The 20,000-nt window shown below is 65.0% G+C and carries 19 protein-coding genes and 1 riboswitch; of the genes, 9 read left to right on the top strand and 10 right to left on the bottom strand.

Annotation, left to right across the window (positions count from 1 at the left end; all coding sequences use genetic code 11):
* Window positions 1-16: 16 nt before the first annotated feature.
* Together BN60_RS27955 and BN60_RS27950 are read right to left on the bottom strand one after the other, a co-directional pair.
* Entirely contained in the window at window positions 17-1,216 is a 1,200-nt protein-coding gene (locus BN60_RS27955) for an efflux RND transporter periplasmic adaptor subunit (RefSeq protein ID WP_020699505.1), read from the bottom strand.
* A 266-nt stretch (window positions 1,217-1,482) separates the two neighbouring features.
* Window positions 1,483-2,058 carry a TMEM165/GDT1 family protein gene (locus BN60_RS27950; RefSeq protein ID WP_043284419.1) on the bottom strand — a complete coding sequence of 192 codons (576 nt, stop codon included), beginning with the start codon at window positions 2,056-2,058 and terminating at the stop codon, window positions 1,483-1,485.
* Between the two features lie 22 nt (window positions 2,059-2,080).
* A riboswitch (yybP-ykoY riboswitch) is annotated at window positions 2,081-2,246 on the bottom strand.
* Window positions 2,247-2,369: 123 nt separating this feature from the next.
* Between BN60_RS27950 and BN60_RS27945 the strand changes: the two genes are divergently transcribed.
* Window positions 2,370-3,347 carry a Bug family tripartite tricarboxylate transporter substrate binding protein gene (locus BN60_RS27945; protein ID WP_020699503.1) on the top strand — a complete coding sequence of 326 codons (978 nt, stop codon included), beginning with the start codon at window positions 2,370-2,372 and terminating at the stop codon, window positions 3,345-3,347.
* Here BN60_RS27945 and BN60_RS27940 read toward each other — a convergent pair.
* On the bottom strand, window positions 3,334-4,239 hold the full coding sequence (locus BN60_RS27940; RefSeq protein WP_020699502.1) for an ABC transporter substrate-binding protein: 906 nt from the start codon (window positions 4,237-4,239) through the stop codon (window positions 3,334-3,336). The two genes, BN60_RS27945 and BN60_RS27940, sit on opposite strands and share 14 nt — an antisense overlap.
* Before the next feature lie 59 nt (window positions 4,240-4,298).
* On the opposite strand from BN60_RS27940, the gene polA reads away from it, so the two are divergent.
* Window positions 4,299-7,229, top strand: a complete 2,931-nt coding sequence (gene polA, locus BN60_RS27935) for a DNA polymerase I (protein WP_020699501.1) — start codon at window positions 4,299-4,301, stop codon at window positions 7,227-7,229.
* Between the two features lie 33 nt (window positions 7,230-7,262).
* On the top strand, window positions 7,263-7,880 hold the full coding sequence (locus BN60_RS27930) for a glutathione S-transferase family protein (RefSeq protein WP_020699500.1): 618 nt from the start codon (window positions 7,263-7,265) through the stop codon (window positions 7,878-7,880).
* Between the two features lie 114 nt (window positions 7,881-7,994).
* Here the strand turns inward: BN60_RS27930 and BN60_RS27925 are convergent, their stop codons facing one another.
* The 7 genes from BN60_RS27925 to BN60_RS27895 form a co-directional block, all read right to left on the bottom strand.
* Window positions 7,995-8,330 (bottom strand): hypothetical protein, encoded by a 336-nt coding sequence (locus BN60_RS27925; RefSeq protein ID WP_020699499.1) that lies wholly within the window; start codon window positions 8,328-8,330, stop codon window positions 7,995-7,997.
* Window positions 8,331-8,345: 15 nt separating this feature from the next.
* Window positions 8,346-8,561 carry a hypothetical protein gene (locus tag BN60_RS27920; RefSeq protein ID WP_020699498.1) on the bottom strand — a complete coding sequence of 72 codons (216 nt, stop codon included), beginning with the start codon at window positions 8,559-8,561 and terminating at the stop codon, window positions 8,346-8,348.
* A 26-nt stretch (window positions 8,562-8,587) separates the two neighbouring features.
* The gene (locus BN60_RS27915; protein ID WP_020699497.1) at window positions 8,588-9,505 is read right to left on the bottom strand and encodes a DUF2950 domain-containing protein; all 918 of its coding nucleotides are present in this window, start codon (window positions 9,503-9,505) and stop codon (window positions 8,588-8,590) included.
* Complete coding sequence (locus BN60_RS27910) at window positions 9,502-10,674, bottom strand: DUF3300 domain-containing protein (protein WP_020699496.1); 1,173 nt, start codon at window positions 10,672-10,674, stop codon at window positions 9,502-9,504. The genes BN60_RS27915 and BN60_RS27910 overlap by 4 nt, the downstream gene beginning before the upstream one ends.
* 112 nt (window positions 10,675-10,786) lie before the next feature.
* On the bottom strand, window positions 10,787-12,589 hold the full coding sequence (locus tag BN60_RS27905; RefSeq protein WP_020699495.1) for an adenylate/guanylate cyclase domain-containing protein: 1,803 nt from the start codon (window positions 12,587-12,589) through the stop codon (window positions 10,787-10,789).
* Window positions 12,590-12,680: 91 nt separating this feature from the next.
* Window positions 12,681-14,288 carry a phosphoenolpyruvate carboxykinase gene (locus BN60_RS27900; RefSeq protein ID WP_020699494.1) on the bottom strand — a complete coding sequence of 536 codons (1,608 nt, stop codon included), beginning with the start codon at window positions 14,286-14,288 and terminating at the stop codon, window positions 12,681-12,683.
* A 243-nt stretch (window positions 14,289-14,531) separates the two neighbouring features.
* Window positions 14,532-15,395, bottom strand: a complete 864-nt coding sequence (locus BN60_RS27895) for a HugZ family pyridoxamine 5'-phosphate oxidase (protein ID WP_245539850.1) — start codon at window positions 15,393-15,395, stop codon at window positions 14,532-14,534.
* A gap of 43 nt (window positions 15,396-15,438) precedes the next feature.
* Here BN60_RS27895 and BN60_RS27890 point away from each other — a divergent pair, with 43 nt between their 5' ends.
* Genes BN60_RS27890 through BN60_RS30195 form a run of 6 tightly spaced genes read left to right on the top strand, consistent with a single transcriptional unit; the run spans window position 15,439 to window position 19,955 of the window.
* Complete coding sequence (locus tag BN60_RS27890; protein ID WP_051150343.1) at window positions 15,439-16,077, top strand: response regulator transcription factor; 639 nt, start codon at window positions 15,439-15,441, stop codon at window positions 16,075-16,077.
* Window positions 16,046-17,842, top strand: a complete 1,797-nt coding sequence (locus BN60_RS27885; protein ID WP_020699491.1) for a sensor histidine kinase — start codon at window positions 16,046-16,048, stop codon at window positions 17,840-17,842. The genes BN60_RS27890 and BN60_RS27885 overlap by 32 nt, the downstream gene beginning before the upstream one ends.
* Complete coding sequence (locus tag BN60_RS27880) at window positions 17,839-18,285, top strand: HPr kinase/phosphorylase (protein WP_020699490.1); 447 nt, start codon at window positions 17,839-17,841, stop codon at window positions 18,283-18,285. The genes BN60_RS27885 and BN60_RS27880 overlap by 4 nt, the downstream gene beginning before the upstream one ends.
* 60 nt (window positions 18,286-18,345) lie before the next feature.
* Entirely contained in the window at window positions 18,346-19,236 is an 891-nt protein-coding gene (gene rapZ, locus BN60_RS27875; RefSeq protein ID WP_020699489.1) for an RNase adapter RapZ, read from the top strand.
* A 9-nt stretch (window positions 19,237-19,245) separates the two neighbouring features.
* Window positions 19,246-19,650, top strand: a complete 405-nt coding sequence (locus BN60_RS30200) for a PTS sugar transporter subunit IIA (protein WP_020699488.1) — start codon at window positions 19,246-19,248, stop codon at window positions 19,648-19,650.
* Between the two features lie 5 nt (window positions 19,651-19,655).
* A complete protein-coding gene (locus BN60_RS30195; protein WP_043287068.1) occupies window positions 19,656-19,955 on the top strand; it encodes an HPr family phosphocarrier protein in 300 nt (99 codons plus the stop codon).
* Window positions 19,956-20,000 lie beyond the last annotated feature (45 nt).

The raw sequence follows: 20,000 nt of genomic DNA, 5'->3' as shown, positions 1-20,000 counted from the left end.
GCGGATCGCTAGGACGTCAACGGGTCGCGCTGATGGTCTTGACCGGATTGTCGTCGTCGTTGGCTTCGGCCGACTGGCTGAGCGACCGCGGGTTGACGGCATCGCCCGCTACGAACTTCTGGAAGCCATCGACCACGACGCGGTCGCCCGGCTTCAGGCCGTCGAGCACCAGCCACTTGCCGTCCTGCAATCCCCCCAGGCGCACCGACTGGATCGCGGCGCGATTGTCGCCCTTGATCACGAACACTTCGCTGCCGCCGCCGCCGTTGCGCTGGATGGCCTGCTCCGGCACCGTGATCGCATCGCTGTCGATGCCCTGCTCGATCAGGACACGCACGTACATGCCCGGCAGGAGCACCTTGTCGGGATTGAGGAATTCGCCGCGCAGGGTCACCTGGCCGGTCGACGCATCGACACGCGCCTCGGAGAAGAGCAGCTTGCCGGTCAGCGGGTAGCGCGTGCCGTCGTCGAGCAGCAGCCTTACCTTCACGGAATCGGGAGCAATACGCTCCAGGTCGCCGGACTCGACGGCACGGCGCAGCTTGTTGAGCTCGGCGGCCGACTGGGTGAAGTCGGCATAGATCGGATCGAGCTGCTGGATCGTGGCAAGGTTCGACGTGTCGTTCTGCACGACCAGCGCGCCTTCGCTGATGCGGGCCGCACCGATACGGCCACTGATCGGGGCGCGGATGGTGGCGTATTCGAGATTGAGCTTCGCACGGGCGACGTCGGCTTCGCGGGCGGCCACCTCTGCCCTTGCCTGATTCACCGTTGCCACGGCAATTTCGTGCTGGGCCGTGGAAATGGCCTGCGTCTTGGCCAGCGCAGCCGAACGCGTCGCCTGCGGGACCGCGAGGTCGAGCCCGGCCCTGGCTTTCTCGAGGGCCGCTTCGCTTGCCTGCAATTCGACTTCGAACGGCTTGGGATCGATCTGGTAGAGCGCGTCACCTGCCTTGACGTCGCTGCCCTGGTTGAACAGGCGCGCCGTGACGATGCCGGACACGCGGGGCCGAACGTCCGCCACGCGTGTCGGCGCCACGCGCCCCGGCAGCTCGCGGACAAGCGCATACGGCTCCGCCTTCACCGTGACGATTCCGACATCGGGAGAAACCGCCTTCGGCGTGTCGGCGGAAGCCTGTTCGTCGCACGCAGACAGCAGCGGAGCGAGGGCAACGACGCAAACCATTGCCAACTTCGACGGCCACTCGATACGCATGGTCTTTCTCCGCACCCCTACATCAAAAACCGGCACACACGTCTCCACCCGCCCGGCCCGTTGCCGGCGCGGTCGACCTCGACAAACTTTTCCTGATTCCCCCCGATCACCGTCTGCGTCTGTCACAGCAGTCGCCGTGATATTTTATTGAATGTTCTCTCCATCGCAGACGGTGTGACTTTCACCACGGAATGTGGCGACAACAGGACGAGGATGGACAACAAGCGGTAACGGCCTCGTGACGTCTACTAAAGTCGATGTCGCCATCAACTCAGCAAACCCATGTCGACCTTCAGCAGAACCAATACGCCCAACACCACGAACGCGGCGGCAGCCGACGCACGCACAAGCTTCAGCGGTACCCTGCGCGCCAACACATCGCCGAACAGCACAGCCGGTACGTTGGCAATCATCATGCCAAGCGTCGTACCTGCCGTAACGGCAACGAGATCGTTGAAGCGCGCTGCAAGGCCCACAGTGGCGATCTGAGTTTTGTCGCCTATCTCGACCAGGAAGAAAGCGATCGCCGTCGCGACGAAGGCACCGGCGGCACCCGCAACCTTGGGACCTTCGTCTTCCTTGTCGGGGATCAGGCACCAGCCGGCCATGACGAGGAACAGCACGCCCAGAATCCAGCGCATGGCGTCGGGTCCCAGCCAGACGGCGACGGCGGCACCGGCCCAGGCGGCCAGCGCATGATTGGCCAGGGTCGCGACCAGAATGCCGAGAATGATCGGGACGGGCCGACGATAGCGGCTGGCGAGGATCATCGCCAAGAGCTGCGTCTTGTCGCCAATCTCGGCGACAGCCACGAGACCGGCTGAAATAAGGAAGGCTTCCACGTGGGGCATCTTCGGCGGGATCGAGCACGAACCTATGGCTCCCAGCGCCGCCCGATCCCGCGGGTGAAGACGCTAGAAAGCCAAAGGTCTCGCCAAGCTGATCGCCGGATACGCCATAGTCCGTGAGGACCAAGTCTGTTGACGCATCCACCTCTGAATGAGGCCGGCTACTCCCCGATGACGGTGGCTAGATAGGCCGTTCCCCTCCTTCGTGCAACCATCGGAACGTCGCACGGACTGCAAATGAGAAGCGGGTCTTGCTGGCGGAAAGCACATGCTTGACTAAGCTTCGATGTCCGCCGGAGGTTTCGATGCCGTCCATGTTCAGGCGCCACCTGCTGCAATTGCTCCCCATGGCGTCATTGCTGCCACCCACCGCCGCCGCACAGGCCTGGCCCGACCGCCCGGTGCGAATCGTCGTGCCCTTTCCCGCCGGGGCCGGCGTACTCGACATCATGGCGCGGTTGCTGGCGCAGCATCTGGGACCTGCCCTCGGCCAGTCGATCGTGATCGACAACCGGCCCGGCGCAGGCGGCACGGTCGGCGCCGAACTCGTCGCGAAGGCACCGGCCGATGGCTACACGATCCTGATGGGCAATCCATCGCTGGTCGTGAACCCCTTTCTGCTGGCGAAGATGCCATACGATCCGCTGGCTGATTTCATCCCGGTCACGCTCGTCAATGTCGCCCCTCTCCTGCTCGTCGTGCATCCCTCCGTACCAGCCGACTCGGTCGCCGAGCTGATCGCACTCGCCAAGGCGCGGCCGGGCGAACTCAACTATGGCTCGGGCGGCATTGGCAGCACGCCCTTCCTTGCTACCGAGCTTTTCAAGGCCATGGCCGGCATCGACGTGACGCATGTGCCCTACCGCGGCGGCGCGCCGGCCCTTGCCGACCTCGTGGCCGGTCAGCTCACCTTCATGATCGAGAACGTGCCGGGTACTCTCCCCATCGTGGAGGCCGGCAAGCTGAAAGCGCTCGGCATCACCAGCGACCATCGCCTGCCGCTTGCCCCGCAAATTCCGACCGTCGCCGAGTCCGGGCTTCCCGATTACGACGTCGTCGGCTGGAACGGCTTGTTCGTCACGAGGGAAACGCCGCCGTCGATCGTGGACCGGCTCTTTCAGGAGCTCGCGAGGATCCTGCGCAGCCCCGAGGTGAAGCAGCAGATGGCCGCGCTGGGCGCCGAACCGGGCGGCAACACGCCCGGTGAGTTCGCCGCCTTCGTGACGGCCGAGTCCCGCCGCTGGGGCAGGATCATCGAGGACAAAGGCATCAGGCCTGAATAGCGCGACGCGCGAGCGAGGTATCGACGACATCCTCGAACGGTATGTCGCGCGAGAGGGCGCCGGCCGAGCGCATGGCCGCGTGCAGGCGGTCGTAGCCTTCGCGACGGATCACCGGATCGCGCCCCCAGAGATTGAGCGCGCGATAGCGTTCGATGCAGGCCGCGAACAGCGGGACCGCGACATCCGGGAAATAGGATTGCAGCTGGCCCGCAATGTCGAAGGCGGGAGCCTCGTCGAACCACTTCAGTGTTTCGTCGATGCCGCGGACCATCCGCATCAACTCGTCGGCGCGTTCGGTCAGCACGTCGCGGCGCGTGACCAGCGTCGTATAGGCGGTAAGGCCACGGTCGGCGGCGGCATACCAGACATAGCCGGCGCCCGACGACACCAGTTGCTCGGCATGGGGCTGGAAGACCTGCACGGCATCGACCTTGCCTTCGCGCAACGCCATCTCGTTCTCGCCCATCGTGCCGTCGGTAATCCGATCGACTCGCGCGGGATCGAGACCGGCGCGCCGCAGATCGTCCTGCAGGCAGATCCAGGGTGTGGGCACTTCGGAAACGGTCGCGAGCTTCACCGAGAGAAGATCAGGCAGCGTGAAATCCGGCCGCGGCCTTGCCCCTACGACAAAGAAGGGATCTCGCCCCACGACATCGCAGAAGCAGACCAGGTCGGCCGCCGGCTCGACATCGCGCAACATCATCACCCTCAGCGGTCCGCCCCACATAACGTCGACTTCACGGGCACGCAGCGCCCTGCTGGCCGAGGCGGGGTCCGGCGAGGCGCGCAGTTCGACCTCGACCCCTGCCCTTTCGAACGCGCCAGTCACTACGGCGGCGTAGAATGGAGCATAGAACAGAGCGCGGAAATTCTCTGAAAGCAGGACGGCCATGCCCGATCCTATCACAGCCCCACCTCCCGCCGCGGCGCCCAGCGTGCTACGCCTTGGGCATGGCGAAATCCAAAGCTCCCGCGGCCTCCGCGAAGAAGGCCGCCTCCGACGAGAACAAGCCGATCCGGCATCTCTACCTGATCGACGGCTCGGGCTACCTGTTCCGCGCCTATCATGCGCTTCCTCCGATGACGCGGCCGGACGGCACGCCGATCAATGCCGTGTTCGGCTTCTGCCGCATGCTGGTGGCCGACCTGCTGGACAATCCCGAGATCGACCATATCGCCATGATCCTCGACGCCGGCAGCGTCACCTTCCGCAACAAGATCTACGACAAGTATAAGGCCAACCGACCGGAGCCGCCGGAAGACCTGATCCCGCAATTCCCGCTGATCCGTGAAGCGGCGCGCGCCTTCAACGTCACGGTGTGCGAGCTCGACGGCTATGAGGCCGACGACCTGATCGCCACCTACGCCCGCATGGCGCTCGAGGCTGGCGGCACCTGCACGATCGTGTCCTCCGACAAGGACCTGATGCAGCTCGTGCGGCCGGGCGTCGAGCTGATGGACCCGATCAAGAAGATCAAGCTGGGGCCTGAGGCAGTGTTCGAGAAGTTCGGTGTCACACCGGACAAGGTCGTCGACGTGCAGGCGCTGGCGGGCGACTCGACAGACAATGTGCCGGGCGCGCCGGGCATCGGCATCAAGACCGCAGCCCAGCTCATCAACGAGTATGGCACCCTCGAAGCGCTGCTGGAGCGCACCAAGGAGATCAAGCAGCCCAAGAGGCGCGAATCGCTGGAGAACAACGCCGAACTGATTCGCATCTCCAAGCAGCTGGTGACCTTGCGCGACGACGTGCCGGCGCCGGCGGATCCCGACTCGTTCGACAAGAGGACGCCTAACCCCAACGTGCTGCTGCCCTGGCTTGAGCAGCAAGGCTTCCGTACCCTTCTGCAGCGCTTCACCAGCGAGCTGGGCGAGGCGACGGCGCCGGTCGCACCGATCTCAACACCGACAATCGCGAAAAGGGCCGACCCCGCCCCGTCCAAGACGGCAGCCCCGCGCGCCAAGTCGAACCAGCCCTTCACGGCCGCCGACTACGAACTGATCCGCGACGAGAAGCTGCTCGACGAGTGGATAACCGAGGCGACCAAGGCCGGTACCGTTGCTTTCGATTGCGAGACTGATGGACTGGACTCCAACAATGCCGCGCTGGTCGGTGTCTCGCTCGCCCTGCTCGAAGGGCCATGGGGCGACGTCAATTCGACCAAGCGGCGCGCGGCCTACCTGCCGCTCGCCCATCGCGCGCCGGGCGGCGAAGCTCAAGGCGCGCTGGACCTCGGCGGCGCAGGCGATAGTGCAGGCGACGGCAAGCTCCTGCCAGACCAGATCCCACTCAAGACCGCACTCGCCAAGCTGAAGCCCCTGCTGGAAGACCCGGCAGTCCTGAAGGTCGGCCAGAACATCAAGTACGACATGGCTGTTTTTCGCCGCCATGGCATCGAGATCGGCCCGGTCGACGATACGATGCTGATTTCCTTCGCCCTCGATGCCGGAAAGAACAATCACGGCATGGACGAACTGGCCGAGCTGCATCTCGGCCAGAAGACCATCAAATTCTCAGACGTGGCGGGCAGCGGCGCCAAGCAGGTGACGTTCGACAAGGTGCCGCTCGACAAGGCCCGCGACTATGCCGCCGAGGATGCGGACGTCACCATGCAGCTTTGGGCGCGCTTGAAGCCGCGTCTGATACCCGAGCGCGTCACGACCCTGTACGAGACGATCGAGCGGCCACTGATTCCGGTGCTGCTTGGCATGGAGACAGCCGGCATCAAGGTCGATGCGCTGAAGCTCAAGAGATTGAGCGCGGACTTCGAGAAGCGCCTGGCCGAACTCGAAACCGAGATTCACAAGATTGCCGGCCGCGAGTTCAATGTCGGATCGCCCAAGCAGCTGGGCGAGATTTTGTTCGACGAGCAGAAGCTGCCGGGCGGCAAGCGCAACAAGAGCGGCACCTGGGCGACCGACGCTTCGGTACTCGACGATCTCGCGGCGCAAGGCCATGCGCTGCCGGTGAAGATCCTGGAGCATCGCCAGCTCGCCAAGCTCAAGAGCACCTACACCGATGCGCTGATGCGCGAAGTCGATGCCAAGACAGGCCGCGTCCACACCTCCTATCACATGACCGGCGCCGCGACGGGACGGCTCGCTTCGACCGATCCCAATCTGCAGAACATCCCCGTGCGTACCGAGGAAGGCCGCAAGATCCGCCAGGCCTTCATCGCCGAGACGGGATACAAGCTGTTGAGCGCCGACTATTCGCAGATCGAGCTGCGATTGCTCGCCCATGTCGCCGACATCGCCTCGCTGAAGCAGGCCTTCGAACGCGGCGACGACATCCACGCCATCACCGCTTCCGAGATGTTCGGCGTGCCGGTGAAGGGCATGGACCCTCTGATGCGCCGCCGCGCCAAGGCCATCAACTTCGGCATCATCTACGGCATCTCGGCCTTCGGCCTCGCCAACCAGCTCGGTATCGGCCAATCCGAGGCGCGCGACTACATCGCCAAGTACTTCCAGCGCTATCCCGGCATCCGCGACTACATGGAGAACACCAAGGACTACGCGCGCAAGCACGGCTATGTGCTGACGCCGTTCGGCCGCAAGATCCATCTGCGCTTCATTCATGACAAGAGCCAGGGCATGCGGGCCTTCGCCGAACGCGCGGCGATCAATGCCCCGCTGCAGGGAGGTGCCGCCGACATCATCAAGCGCGCGATGATCCGTCTGCCGAGCGCCCTGACTGGCGCCAAGCTCAAGGCCAGGATGCTCCTGCAGGTGCACGACGAATTGCTGTTCGAGGTTCCCGAGAAGGAGCTCGACAAGACCAAGGACGTGACGCGCAAGATCATGGAAGGTGCCGCCTCGCTCACCGTGCCGCTGATCGTCGAGACCGGCGTCGGCGACAACTGGGCGGCGGCGCACTGATACGCACGCGTAGAGAAACGGGAGTATGTCGAAATGAAAATCTGGGGCCGCGCCAATTCGATCAACGTGCAGAAGGTCTTGTGGGCCGCCGACGAATGCGGCGTTAAGTACGAGCGCGAGGATGTTGGCGGCCCCTTCGGCGGCAACGATCAGGCCTGGTACCTGAAGATGAACCCCAACGGGGTCGTGCCGACTATCGACGATGGTGGCCACATCATCTGGGAGAGCAATTCGGTCGTCCGCTACCTCTCGGCCAGGTATGCCGCCGGCACCCTGTGGCCGAGCGACCCTGGCCAGCGCAGCGACGCCGATCGCTGGATGGACTGGCAGCTCAGCACGATTTCGGAGCCTATGCGCATTGCGTTCTGGGGCCTGATCCGCACTCCGCCAGAGAAGCGCGACACCGCAGCGATCAAGAAGGCCGCCGAGGACGCCGGCAAGCTGTTCGGCCGCCTCGACCGCTGGCTAGACGGTCGCCGTTACGTGGTTGGCGATCACTTCACCATGGGCGACATTCCCGTCGGCTGCTTCGTCTATCGCTGGTATGCGCTCGACATCGAACGGCCCGACCTCAAGAACGTCCGCGCCTGGTACGACCGCCTCACGACGCGGCCCGCCTACGCCAAGAACGTCATGATCAAGATGACCTGAAGCCTCGCACTTCGTCCGCCAGGAGTCTCTGTGGCAGCAGCACCAGAGCCGGCGGTCATAACAAAAGGCCGGGGCGTGCCCCGGCCTTCTTCCCGCATCGTCGTGATGCCGGACTTACTTCCGCTTTGCCAGCCTCGGCAGTTCGGCCACGATCGCGCGGTCGATCACTGTGAAGAGGTAGGCGTCGGGTGCCAGGGTGCAACCGCCACGCACCAGATGGCCGAGCTGGGCGCCCATCTCGCCATCGGGGACGACGACACCGCGGTAGCGCGCGGCGTGCTCGGCCAGGAAGACTGCCAGCTGCTTGCGCGCCTCGGGCCGCATCGCATGGGCTTCCTTGCAAGTAACATAGGCCGCCTGGTCGAAGTTGAGCGGCGGCGATTGAGCCTGGGCGCTCGCTGCGACGAGGACGGTGGCAACAGCGGCAGCAATCGAAAGCTTGCGGATCATGGCTCGACCTCCCCGTTACTTGTCGCCGATTGCAGAGCCGGTGATGTAGCCGGCCGCGCCACCAATCAGGCCGGCGCCGACCACCGTGCCGAAGCTCCCGCCGGCGACCATGCCGATGCCCGTGCCCAGCGCTGCGCCGGTCACGGCGCCCTTCTGGCCGGTCGTCATGTTCTCACAGCCGCCAAGCATGCCGATGGCCGCCAGCAGCGCGAGGGCCTTCACTTTCATCATGGTTCTCTCCCTAACCACATGCCCCCTCACGGAGGCGTCATATCCGCCTTCACCCAGCCCTTGTCTGGATTGAAGGCCACCAGTGAACCAGCTCGCTGCGCCGTATCAGGACCGAGATCCTGCTGATAGACAACCCCTTCGTAGCTCACGATGAAGGTCATCACACCAGTTACGCCGTAGCGCACGGGCCATGCGACTGCCGCGAAGCCGCCGACCATGCGATTGTTCACGATGTAATCATGCGCTCCGCCCGGCGCCGCTGCACCTTGAGAATAGAGCAGTCGAAAGTAGTAGCCATAATGGCCATCCGGCGAGGCTCCATCGACCTGGGCCTTGGCGACGGCCGGGCCCAGGGGGCTCGGCGGCTCGCCGGGTTTGGTTTCCCAGAAAAGCCCGTCCTTCCGCCCCGGCAGGCTGAGCAGCCGGCGGGCATAGACGGGCGAGCCCGTTTTCATCGGATCGAGGTTCGCATAGTCCCGTTGGGCATCGACGATGGCCAGCAGGGTCTGCACGACGGCGCTTTCGTCATGGCCGATCTGGCGCAGCCGCATCTCACGCCAGCCCGCGACGGCATCGAAACGCCACTCCGCACCGTCCTTTACGATCGGGATCGGCAGGGTCCAGCCGGACTTGCCGGCCACAACGGTGGCCTTGTCGCCGGAGACCTTGATCTCGTGCGCCTCGTCCCACGCCTTGAGATAGTTGGCGCGACGGGCCTGCACTTGCGCTGCCGTAGTCGGCACGAACTCGCGCCACTCCGGCCCCAAGATGGAGGTGAGCGCCTTGTCGTTCATGCCGCGCACGGCATCCGTGAAAGCAGCAGCCGCGGCATCGGGCGTCGGGAAGCCCTGCGCCTTCGTCGGCTGCTGCGCCACCGCGCCGCCCGCCATACCGAGAGAAACAGCGAGCGCCAGAAGCCCCCGTCGGAACATCGACATGCTCATCGCCGGCCTCCCCCGCCGTGGAATCCACCGCCACCGAAGCGGTCGCCACCGCCGCCCCAGCCGCGATCCCCCCAGGAGGACCGACCGCGATCGTAATCGCGATCGACGGCCCCGCCGCGGTTGATGCCATCGAAAGCGTCGCTGCGACCGGCGCCGCCACGGTTTTCGAAGCTGCGATCCTGCGCCGCACGCTGTTCTGCACCGCGCGCGCCGGTGCCTTCGGGTCGCGTCGTGTAGTTGCCACGGCCCTCGAGCTGCCCGCGAAACTGCTGGCGCTGCGCCGTATCCGGCCGATGCTGGCCGTAGCGCTGCTGCTCGGCGGGTGTGCGATAGGGCACGCCGCCGCGATGCGCCGGATCGAAACTCCAACGGCCATCGTTGTAGTGATTGCGGTTGAAATTGTTGACGCTGATGTTCGTGGCCTTGTTGACGTTCACCGTCGTGTAGCTGTTGCCCCAGGCGCCGCCGCTCCAGCCCCAGTGCCAGCCGCCGAACATCGCCGAGCCGGCCGCCACGCCGAGGCCGAACATCATGCCGGTCATCAACGCCTGCCCGTAGTTGGGCGGCGGCGGATAATATGGCGGTGGATAGGCCGGATACGGCCACGGACCGTAGGCCCAGGCCGGATTATAGTAGGGCACGTAGACGACTTCGGGATTGGTCGGCTCGATGACGATGGCGCTGGCGCCTTCGCTGGTCTGCTTGGTCACCTTCTGCTGCGGAGTCGACTTCAGGTTGCCGGCTGCCTCGGCCTTGGCCCGCAGACGCTGAATCGATGCCGCAACTTCCTTCTGCTGACCGATCATCGCGTCGCCGACCTTCTGGGTCCAGTCGAGCTGGCTGTTCATCATCTGAAGCGTCTGCGGGAAGGCCGTCAGCGACTTCACGCTGACATCCCAGTCCTTGTCCTTCACCGCCGCGACCGCCGCATCACCTTTGAGGTTGGGATTGGTCTGCGACCAGCGCGCCGCCTCGACGACTTCCAACGGATAGGTTGCCGCCATCAGGACCTGCGCCAGGAGGGCGTCGGGGTAGAGAGCGACCGGCGCCAGAAGCTGGTCGAGCTGCTCGTTGGAGAAGGGTTTGTTGGAGTCCTGCGCAAGCAAGGGACGAAGCGGAACGAGAGCCAACATGGCCGTCGACAGTGCAAAAAGTTTGCGTCGTTCCATGAATTATTGATTCCTTCGAGGGCATCACAGGATGGTGCACCCTAGCGGCGAATGCCGCGCCGCGTCCAGCGCGTGGGCATTACAACCGTGTCATGCCCGCGTCAGCCCGATGTTAGATGAGGCGATAGACCTGCTCCGGCTCGTCGCGTCCCTTCACATGGCGCAGTTCCGGCGTCGGCAACGTCCCCAGTACCTCCGGGTGCTTCATGGCGGCAATGGTGTCGCCGCTGACCAGAACGATGACGTCATCGGCCTCGGTCATGAACTCCTTGCCGAGCTGTTCGAAGCGTTGCGCGACATTCACGGTGTCGCCGACGACCGTGTAGTTGACCCTGCCCGGCGCCCCGATATTGCCCACGACCACCGGGCCAGAATGAACGCCGACGCGCAGGCGGACAGGCAACTGGCCGGCGGCGATGCGCAGGGCATTGTCCTCGCGGATCACGCGGGCCATATCGAGCGCGGCTTTGACGGCGTGATCGGCGTGATCCTCCATCTTGAACAGGCCGCCCCACACCGCCATCACGCAGTCGCCGATATACTTGTCGATCACGCCATGCTCGCTCTCAATGCAGGCGCCGAGCAGCGCAAAATGGTGGTTGAGCATGTCGGCTGTTTCCTGCTCGGGCAGGTCTTCGGCTTGCGGCGTGAAGCCGACGATATCGGTGAACATCACCGTGACGTCGCGGCGGCGCGAAGCCACGGCGCTCTCGCCCAGCTCCATCAACCGGAAAACCAGTCGATGCGGCACGTAGGCGCCGAACCACTTCAACGCGCCGCGCGCCTTGTCGAGACTGTGACCGGCGTCGTCGATCTCGCGCAGCCGCGAGCGGCGATGGAAAGGCTCGTCGAACTTGAGGTGTTCGATCGATTCCGCCGCCGAGGTGATGGTGCGGATCGAGCGCGCCATGCTGAGCCCCATCACCAGCGCCAGCAGCGCGGCAACGGCCAGCGTGGCGGCACCGACGATGGCGCCGTTGGTCAGCCGGTCGAGGTCGCTCGTGGCATCCTCGATCGGAAAGTACTGTCCGACCAACCAGGGATCGGGGCCAAACCGGCGCAGTTCGCGATAGACGAAGACCCAGCGCCGCCCGTTCACTTCCACCACATGACCGAGATTACCGAGAGCACGGTCGATCTGCTGCGAACGCACCGGCGTGTCCCAGATCTTCGCCAGCACGGGATCGTCGACCTCCTTGATGGTCGGCAGCGAGCGTTCCTCGGAGAGACCCAGACCACGCGAATTGATCAGGCGACGATGCGCCAGCACCTTGTCGCGGCCGACCAGGATGAAATAGCGGCCGTCGCCGCCATGCGTCGGATCGCCGATCAGGTAGGAAAGATCACCGACGGCAACCGTGGCGATCAGCCCACCGATGAACGCATTGTCGATTCGCCGGACCGGCGTCCGCACATTGACGACGGGCTGCTGGGCGCTTTCGCTCCAGAATAGCGCCCCCCAGAACGTATGTTGCGAGGTCTGTAGTTCGCGGAAACGTTCCAGGCCGCGCGGCGTGTCGATCAGCGAGACGGTGTCGCGATGAATCTGCCCGTCGGGCTCTCGTACGGCGCGATGCAACTTGAGGTCCAGGGTCGCAAAGCCCGCGGCCGAAACCGCCGGCACCCGCGCCATCATCACGGCAAGCGCCTCGCGCATGTCGACAGGCGATTCGATGTCGATGCGCCCGGCGGCCGCAAGCGAGGCGATCAGCTCGAGCTGTTCGCTGACCGGGTCGAGGCGGCTGCGGACGAGGTCGACCTGGGCATCGACCACGCGCGCCGCACGATCGACCAGAAGCCGTTCGGCGGTCCCCGTCGCACCGGCCAGGACGACGATGTAGGCGGCACCGGAAATCAGGGCGAGCGATACGAAGGCAAGCGCCATCGCCGCGACAAGCGGTATGCGCCACGGCATTCGCGCGGTCTTCTCGCTCGGTATGTCGGAAAGCGGGCTCAAGCGGGGACATCATAAGATGTCCCCGGCAGAGATGCGATGCCTCGCGCTATCAGGCCGCGGCGCGGATTGCGGCCTTCTTCACCTTGCCGTCGACATGGCTTTCGAACTGCTGGAAGTTCGCCTCGAAGCGCTGGGCGACGTCGCGCGCGGCGCTGTCGTAGGCCTTCTTGTCCTTCCAGGTATTTTTCGGGTTGAGCACGTCGCCCGGCACGTCCGGGCAGGCGCTCGGAACCTGCATGCCGAAGTGCGGATCGGTCGCCGATCCGACCGACGCCAGCGTGCCGTCGAGCGCGGCCCGCACCATCGCACGGGTATGGCGGATCGACATGCGCTGTCCGACGCCGAAGCCGCCGCCCGACCAGCCGGTGTTGACCAGCCAGCACTTTACGTTCTGGCGGGCCATCTTTTCGCCCAGCATCTTGGCGTAGACGGTCGGATGGCGCGGCATGAACGGCGCGCCAAAGCAGGTCGAGAAGGTCGCCTGCGGCTCGGTCACGCCCTTTTCGGTGCCCGCCACGCGCGCGGTATAGCCCGAGAGGAAGTGATACATCGCCTGCTCCGGCGACAGCCGCGAGATCGGCGGCAGGACGCCGAACGCATCGGCCGTCAGCATCACGATGTTCTCGGGCGTGCCGGCGATGCCGGTCGGCGAAGTGTTCGGGATGAAGTCGAGCGGATAGCAGGCGCGGGTGTTCTCGGTGTACTGGCCATCGTCCAGATTGAGCCGGCCGGTCGCCGGATCGATCACGACATTCTCCAGGACCGTGCCAAAACGCCCCGTGGTGGCGTGGATTTCGGGCTCGGCTTCGCGACTGAGCTTGATCACCTTGGCGTAGCAGCCGCCCTCGAAGTTGAAGAGGCTGTTCTCGGCCCAGCCGTGCTCGTCGTCGCCGATCAGGGTGCGGGTCGGATCGGCCGACAGCGTCGTCTTTCCGGTGCCGGAAAGGCCGAAGAAGACGGCCACGTCGTTCTTGGGGCCGACATTGGCCGAAGCGTGCATGGGCAGCACGTTCTTGTCGGGCAGCAGGTAGTTCAGGATGGTGAACACCGACTTCTTGATCTCGCCGGCATACCAGGTGCCGCAGATCGCCACGACGCGATCGGTGAAGTTCACCAGGATGGCGCAGTCGGACGCCGTGCCATCGAGCTTCGGATCGGCCTGGAAGCCCGGCAGGTTCAGGATGGTGAATTCCGGCTTGAAGCCCTCGAGTTCCTCGGGCCTGGGGCGCAGGAACATGTTACGCGCAAAGAGATTGTGCCAGGCGGTCTCGTTGATCACGCGCACGCCGATGCGATGGGCGGGATCGGCGCCGGCCCAGCAATCACGCACGAACAGGTCTCGGCGCTGTGCGTAGGCGATCATGCGATTGTAGAGCGCACGATAGCGATCGGGCGTGATGGCCTTGTTGGTCTTGCCCCAGTCGATCCGGCCCTTGCTCTCGGCATCCTCGACGATGAACTTGTCGTTGGGCGAACGGCCGGTATGGATGCCGGTGCGCACCACCAGCGCGCCTCCCTCGGCTACGACGCCTTCGCGGCGGCGAACTGCCTCTTCGTAAAGAGCCGGAACCTGCAGGTTCCAGTAGACGTTGCTCAGGTTCTTCAATCCGAGCGTCTCAAGTCCTGATTTGGGTACGACGAAGCCCGCCTGATGCACGGCGTTTCTCCTGCTTTTGGGCTGATCCGATGATTGAACGTATACGGGGATTACCAACCCCCGAAAAACGTCGCGGTGACCTTTTCGTTGCCTTTCTCAGCGCTAAAGGGGTGGCCGTTCAGTGGCAAGAGGCTGCGACAGTTAGTGTCGAGGATGATGTGGATCGGCCTTCGCACCCGCGAAGAATATCCCGCGGCGCGGAATCGCATTCCGACAGCAGGCTGTCATGTACACTGGCCGCCGTCAGACGACGGCGCGAGCTTTCGCGACAAGTGCAACCAGGACCTTTCGGGCTTCCCCGCCCGTTGCCAGCGGTTGGTCGAAGGAAAGCCGGGCCACCTGCCCACGTTGGCGCAGATCGATACCTTCCGGATCAATCCCGGTCATGCGCCACCCCTGCCCGTCCAGGCCAAGGAGCTTGCCGGCATAGAGCTGAACGGCGTCCGAATGGTCCTCGTTCATGTGCATCACGATGCCCGTCTCGGCTTCGGCCAGGCCGGGCGCTTCAGGAGAGGCCAATTCGGCGCGGGCGATCCAGCGAATCTTGCCGAACCCACCTACCAGATGGGTCCGCTCCACGGTAACGCGATAGAAATGGAAATCCTTGAAGCCCGCATAAATCGCAGCGTCCGGATGCCGCGACAGGAAGCGCGCCTTCGATCGCTCGTCGGTCGTGCGTTCGGCGCGCCCCAGCACCGTGACGCGGGGCCCGGTCAGTGGCTGCTCAAGGCCGGCCGTTCCGTCAAACAGCAGAGAGACCCGGCCATCGGCCTGAATCGCCTTGGTATGCTCGGCAAGATCGCTCAACAGCAAGATGGGCGACAGGTCGTGATCGACCGCCACCAGGACCAGTGAAGCGTAAGGCCAGGTCCCGGTTTCGCCCGGCAGGGCGCTGGCCAGGGCGGCGCGGTCGAGACCGCGAAGCAGATCGCGCACGGAGCGCGGCAAGTCGTCTTGGGTCATTTTCGGTTCAAAAAAGCCGCAATTGTTCGCTTGAGGATTACGGGCCGGGGAAGCGGCGGCGGCGGCCCGGTCTGTGATAGCATGGTCTACTGTCCGTTGTCCGCTGTGCCCCTGCAGGAGAAGCCAAGCCGTGCGCAAGAACATCGCCCTCGTCGACGACGACCGCAACATCCTTACCTCCGTGTCGATGCTGCTCGAAGCCGAAGGGTTCCAGATCAAGACCTACAACGATGGCGCTTCGGCGCTGGAGGGGCTGAACCAGTCGCCACCCGACCTCGCGATCTTCGACATCAAGATGCCGAGGATGGACGGAATGGAGCTCCTGAACCGCATCCGCAAGACGCAGCAGTTTCCGGTCATCTTCCTCACCTCCAAGGACGAAGAGATCGACGAAGTGCTGGGTCTGCGCATGGGCGCTGACGATTTCATCCGCAAGCCCTTCTCGCAGCGGCTGCTGCTGGAACGCATCCGGGCCGTGCTGCGCCGCGGCGACGCCGGCGGTGGCAAGGGCGAAGCGGCGGCAGAGCGCATCGTCCGTGGCGACCTCGTGCTCGACCCCAGCCGTCACCAGTGCACCTGGAAGGGCAAGGAAGTGCATCTCACGGTCACCGAATTCCTGTTGCTCAAGTCGCTCGCCGAGCGGCCCGGCCACGTGAAGAACCGCGACCAGCTGATGGACGCGGCCTATGGCGAAACGATCTACGTCGACGACCGCACGATCGACAGCCATATCAAGCGCGTCCGCCGCAAGTTCCGCGAAGTCGATGGCGAGTTCGAGCAGATCGAAACGCTTTATGGCATCGGATATCGATACCGCGACGCCTGAGCCGGAGGCGCGTCCGCTGGGACGCCAGGGCTTCGGCGCGAAGGTCGTGGCAGCGCTGCGCCGGCTGCTCCCCGGCGCGCGCCGCCATGCGCACGCGCCTGCGGCGACAGCCGACTCTCCGTCGCTGCTGCGGCGCCGGCGCAGCACCGATCGCAGCCACTCGCCGCTCACCCGCCGCATTCTGCTGCTGAACCTGATTCCGGTCGCGCTGCTGACGCTGGGCGCCGTCTATCTCAGCGACTATGAAGAAGAATTGATCGATGCCGAGCTCGCTTCGCTGCTGGTCCAGGGCGAAATGGTCGCCGCCGGCATCGGCGAGGTGGCGGTGGTCGGTGGCGAGACCACGGTCAATCGCATGGATGCCGATGCCGCGCGCCAGTTGCTTACGCGCCTGGTCCGACCGACCGGCGTTCGGGCGCGCCTGTTCAGCGAGACCGGCGAGCTGCTGGGCGATTCCGCCGTGCTGAGCGAGGTCGGTCGCATCCACGTCGTGCCCCTGCCGCCGCCCGAGACCCCCGATACCGCCAAGCCCGAGGTAGAGCTGCAGTGGAGCGACAGGCTGGGAGACTGGGTCGGCCGGCAGCTTTCGCGCGTCGACCGCTTTCCAGAGTATGTCGACCGGCCGGCACCGACCCTGCGTGACTTTCCCGAGGCGGCCAGCGCCCTGCGCGGCTTCAACGCGTCGGCCGTGCGCAGTGCCGGCAACGGCCGGCTGATCCTGAGCGCGGCCGTGCCGGTGCAGCGCTACAAGCAGGTGCTGGGCGCCCTCTTGCTGACGCGCGACAACCGGGCCATTGCCGCCTCGTTGCGCGAAGTGCGTTACGACATGCTGACCATCGCTGCTGCAGCCCTCGGCATCACGGTCATGTTGTCCCTCTATCTTGCCGGCACCATCACCCAGCCGATCGTGCGGCTGGCGCGCGCGGCCGACGAGGTGCGCTTGGCGCGTGAAAGCCGGCCCGCGATTCCCGACCTCGGCAAGCGCGGCGACGAGATCGGCGACCTGAACGACGCCTTGCGCTCGATGACCGAAGCGCTATGGCTGCGCATCAACACCATCGAGAGCTTCGCCGCCGACGTGGCGCACGAGCTCAAGAATCCTCTGACCTCGCTGCGATCGGCCATCGAAATGGCAGCCCGACCCGATCTCGACCACGAGCGTCGCGCCAAGCTGATGGCCATCGTGATGGACGACATCAATCGGTTGAACCGGCTGATCTCCGACATTTCCGACGCTTCGCGCCTCGATGCCGAACTGATGCGCGGCGAAGTGAAGCCCGTGGATCTCGAAGCGCTGCTGCGCGACATGGTCCGCCATCAGGCGGCGACGGCCAGCCAGAAGTCCGACGTCGAGATCGAATTTCGTGTCGCCACCAATCCCCCCTTTGCGGCACACGGCCACGATGGCCGGTACGGTCAGGTGTTCCGCAACGTCATCGACAACGCCCTGTCGTTCAGTCCGCCGGGCACGCGCATCCTGGTCGAGCTCGGCCGCGAACCGCGCAACGGGCCGTTTGTCGTCACCATCGACGATGAAGGCCAGGGCATCCCCGAGGACAACCTCGAATCGATCTTCCAGCGGTTCTATTCGGAACGTCCGACCGAACATTTCGGCCAGCACTCCGGTCTCGGCCTCTCGATCTGCCGCCAGATCATGGAAACCTATGGCGGCTCGATCACGGCTTCCAACCGGCATGCGCCCGACGGCAAGGTGCTGGGTGCGCGCTTCACCATTCGCGTGCCGGCCGCGACCGGCCGCAAATGACGACCCTCGTCCACGCGACCTGCGTTGCGCTGAAGACAAGCGGACGGACCTGGAAGGCCGTGCTGCTGCGAGGGCCCTCCGGTGCCGGCAAGTCCGATCTCGCGGCACGCCTGATCGAGACCGGAGCGCGTCTGGTGGCGGACGACCAGACCAGACTCGCACGGCAGGGACGCCGGCTGATCGCGACCTGTCCCGGGACCTTGGCAGGCCTCCTCGAAGTGCGCGGCGTCGGCATCGTGAAACTCGGCCGCACCCAGCTCCTTCCCCGCGCCACGGTCGCCCTGCTCGTCGACCTCGTGCCGCAGCAGCACATAGAGCGCCTGCCCGAACCGGCGCGCGAAGAGACGCTGGGCATCGACCTGCCTGTGCTGGCGCTGACGCCTTTCGAGGCGTCGGCCAGCGCCAAGTTGCGCCTTGCCCTGGCGCGAATCGCGACGGCATGATCGCCGCCGCGTGCCATGCCCGATACCAGCCCCTCGCCAGCATCGCCTACGACGCAAACCATGCGCCGACCGTTCGTCGTCGTCTCCGGCCTGTCCGGCGCCGGACGCGTGACGGCGCTGAGCGCACTAGCCGACATGGGCTATGTCGCCATCGACAATATTCCGCTTACGCTGCTCGACGATCTCGTGCAGTCGACGACAGGAAAGCCGGGCGAGCAGGCGCCTCCGCTGGCCTTCGGTATCGACACGCGCACCTTCGGTTTCGATCCGCGCGCCCTGCTTCGCCGAGTGCGCGAATTCAAGGGGCATCAGGGCCTCGCCGTTCAGCTTCTCTTCCTCGAAGCCGATACCGAGACCCTGCAGCGCCGCTATACCGAGTCGCGCAGGCCACATCCTCTCGCGCCGGACCGCCCGGTGGTCGACGGCATTGTCGAGGAGCGGCGACAGATCGGCTTCCTGCGCGACCATGCCGATGTCAGGATCGACACGTCGGGCCTCTCGCCGCATCGCCTCAAGCAGATTCTCGCCGGCCATTTCGCACTGGGCGTTGCCGCCGGCGTGCGCATATCTGTGATGTCGTTTTCGTACCGCCGCGGATTGCCGCGCGAGGCCGACCTGGTGTTCGACGCACGTTTCCTGAAGAATCCACATTACGAGCCGACGCTCAAGCCGCTGACCGGCCGCGATCCAGCGGTCGCCGCGTTCGTGGCCACCGATCCCGACTACCGGCCGTTCGTGGATCGGCTCCAGGGATTGATCGGGCCGCTGCTGCCCCGTTTCGACGCCGAGGGCAAGAGCTATTTGACCATCGCGGTAGGGTGCACAGGGGGGAGGCATCGCTCTGTTGCGCTCGCCGAGGAGCTTGCAGAGTGGTTGCGAAGGTCAGGCCGCTCGGTCACTCTCTTACACCGGGATGCCGAAAGAGCCGAAGAGGCCGGCGGCGCAGGGTGAGCGGATAGAATGATCGGTATCGTACTGGTGACCCACGGCAATCTGGCGCAGGAATTTCTTGCCGCGCTGGAACATGTCGTTGGTCCGCAGCAATGCGTCGCCACCGTTTGCATCGGTGCCGACGACGACATGGAAAAACGCCGCAGCGAGATTCTCGAACGGGCGAAGGCCTGCGACACCGGCGATGGCGTGATCGTGCTCACCGACATGTTCGGCGGTACGCCCTCGAACCTCGCCATCTCGATCATGGAGCAGGCGCACATCGAGGTGCTGGCCGGCGTCAATCTGCCGATGCTGGTCAAGCTCGCCAGCGTGCGCACCCGGCCGATTGCCGAAGCCGTGCGTATGGCGCAGGAAGCTGGCCGCAAGTACATCACTGTAGCTTCTCGCATTTTGGCCAAGGAAGCTTCGTGAGCGATATTTCGGATTCGAGTACGGGCGCCGCCGTCGGTGCCCTGAGACGACACCTGGCAATTGCCAACAAGCGTGGTCTGCACGCCCGCGCCGCGGCCAAGTTCGTGCGCACGGCTGGCCAGTTCGATGCCGTCGTGCGCGTTTCCTTCAAAGGCCAGGAAGTTTCCGGCCTTTCGATCATGGGGCTGATGATGCTGGCCGCCGGCATCGGCAGCCAGATCGAGCTGGCCTGTTCCGGCCGTCAGGCCAGCGACGCCATGGCCGCCCTGTCCACGCTCGTCGAAAGCAAGTTCGGCGAAGAGTAGACAGATTGCCGGCCCCCTGCATAAAGGGCCGGGTATATCGACATA

This window comes from Reyranella massiliensis 521 (genome assembly GCF_000312425.1).
Classification (GTDB): Bacteria; Pseudomonadota; Alphaproteobacteria; order Reyranellales; family Reyranellaceae; genus Reyranella; species Reyranella massiliensis.
Note: the sequence above shows the minus strand (reverse complement) of the source record. Positions and strands in the feature narration are given on the sequence as shown.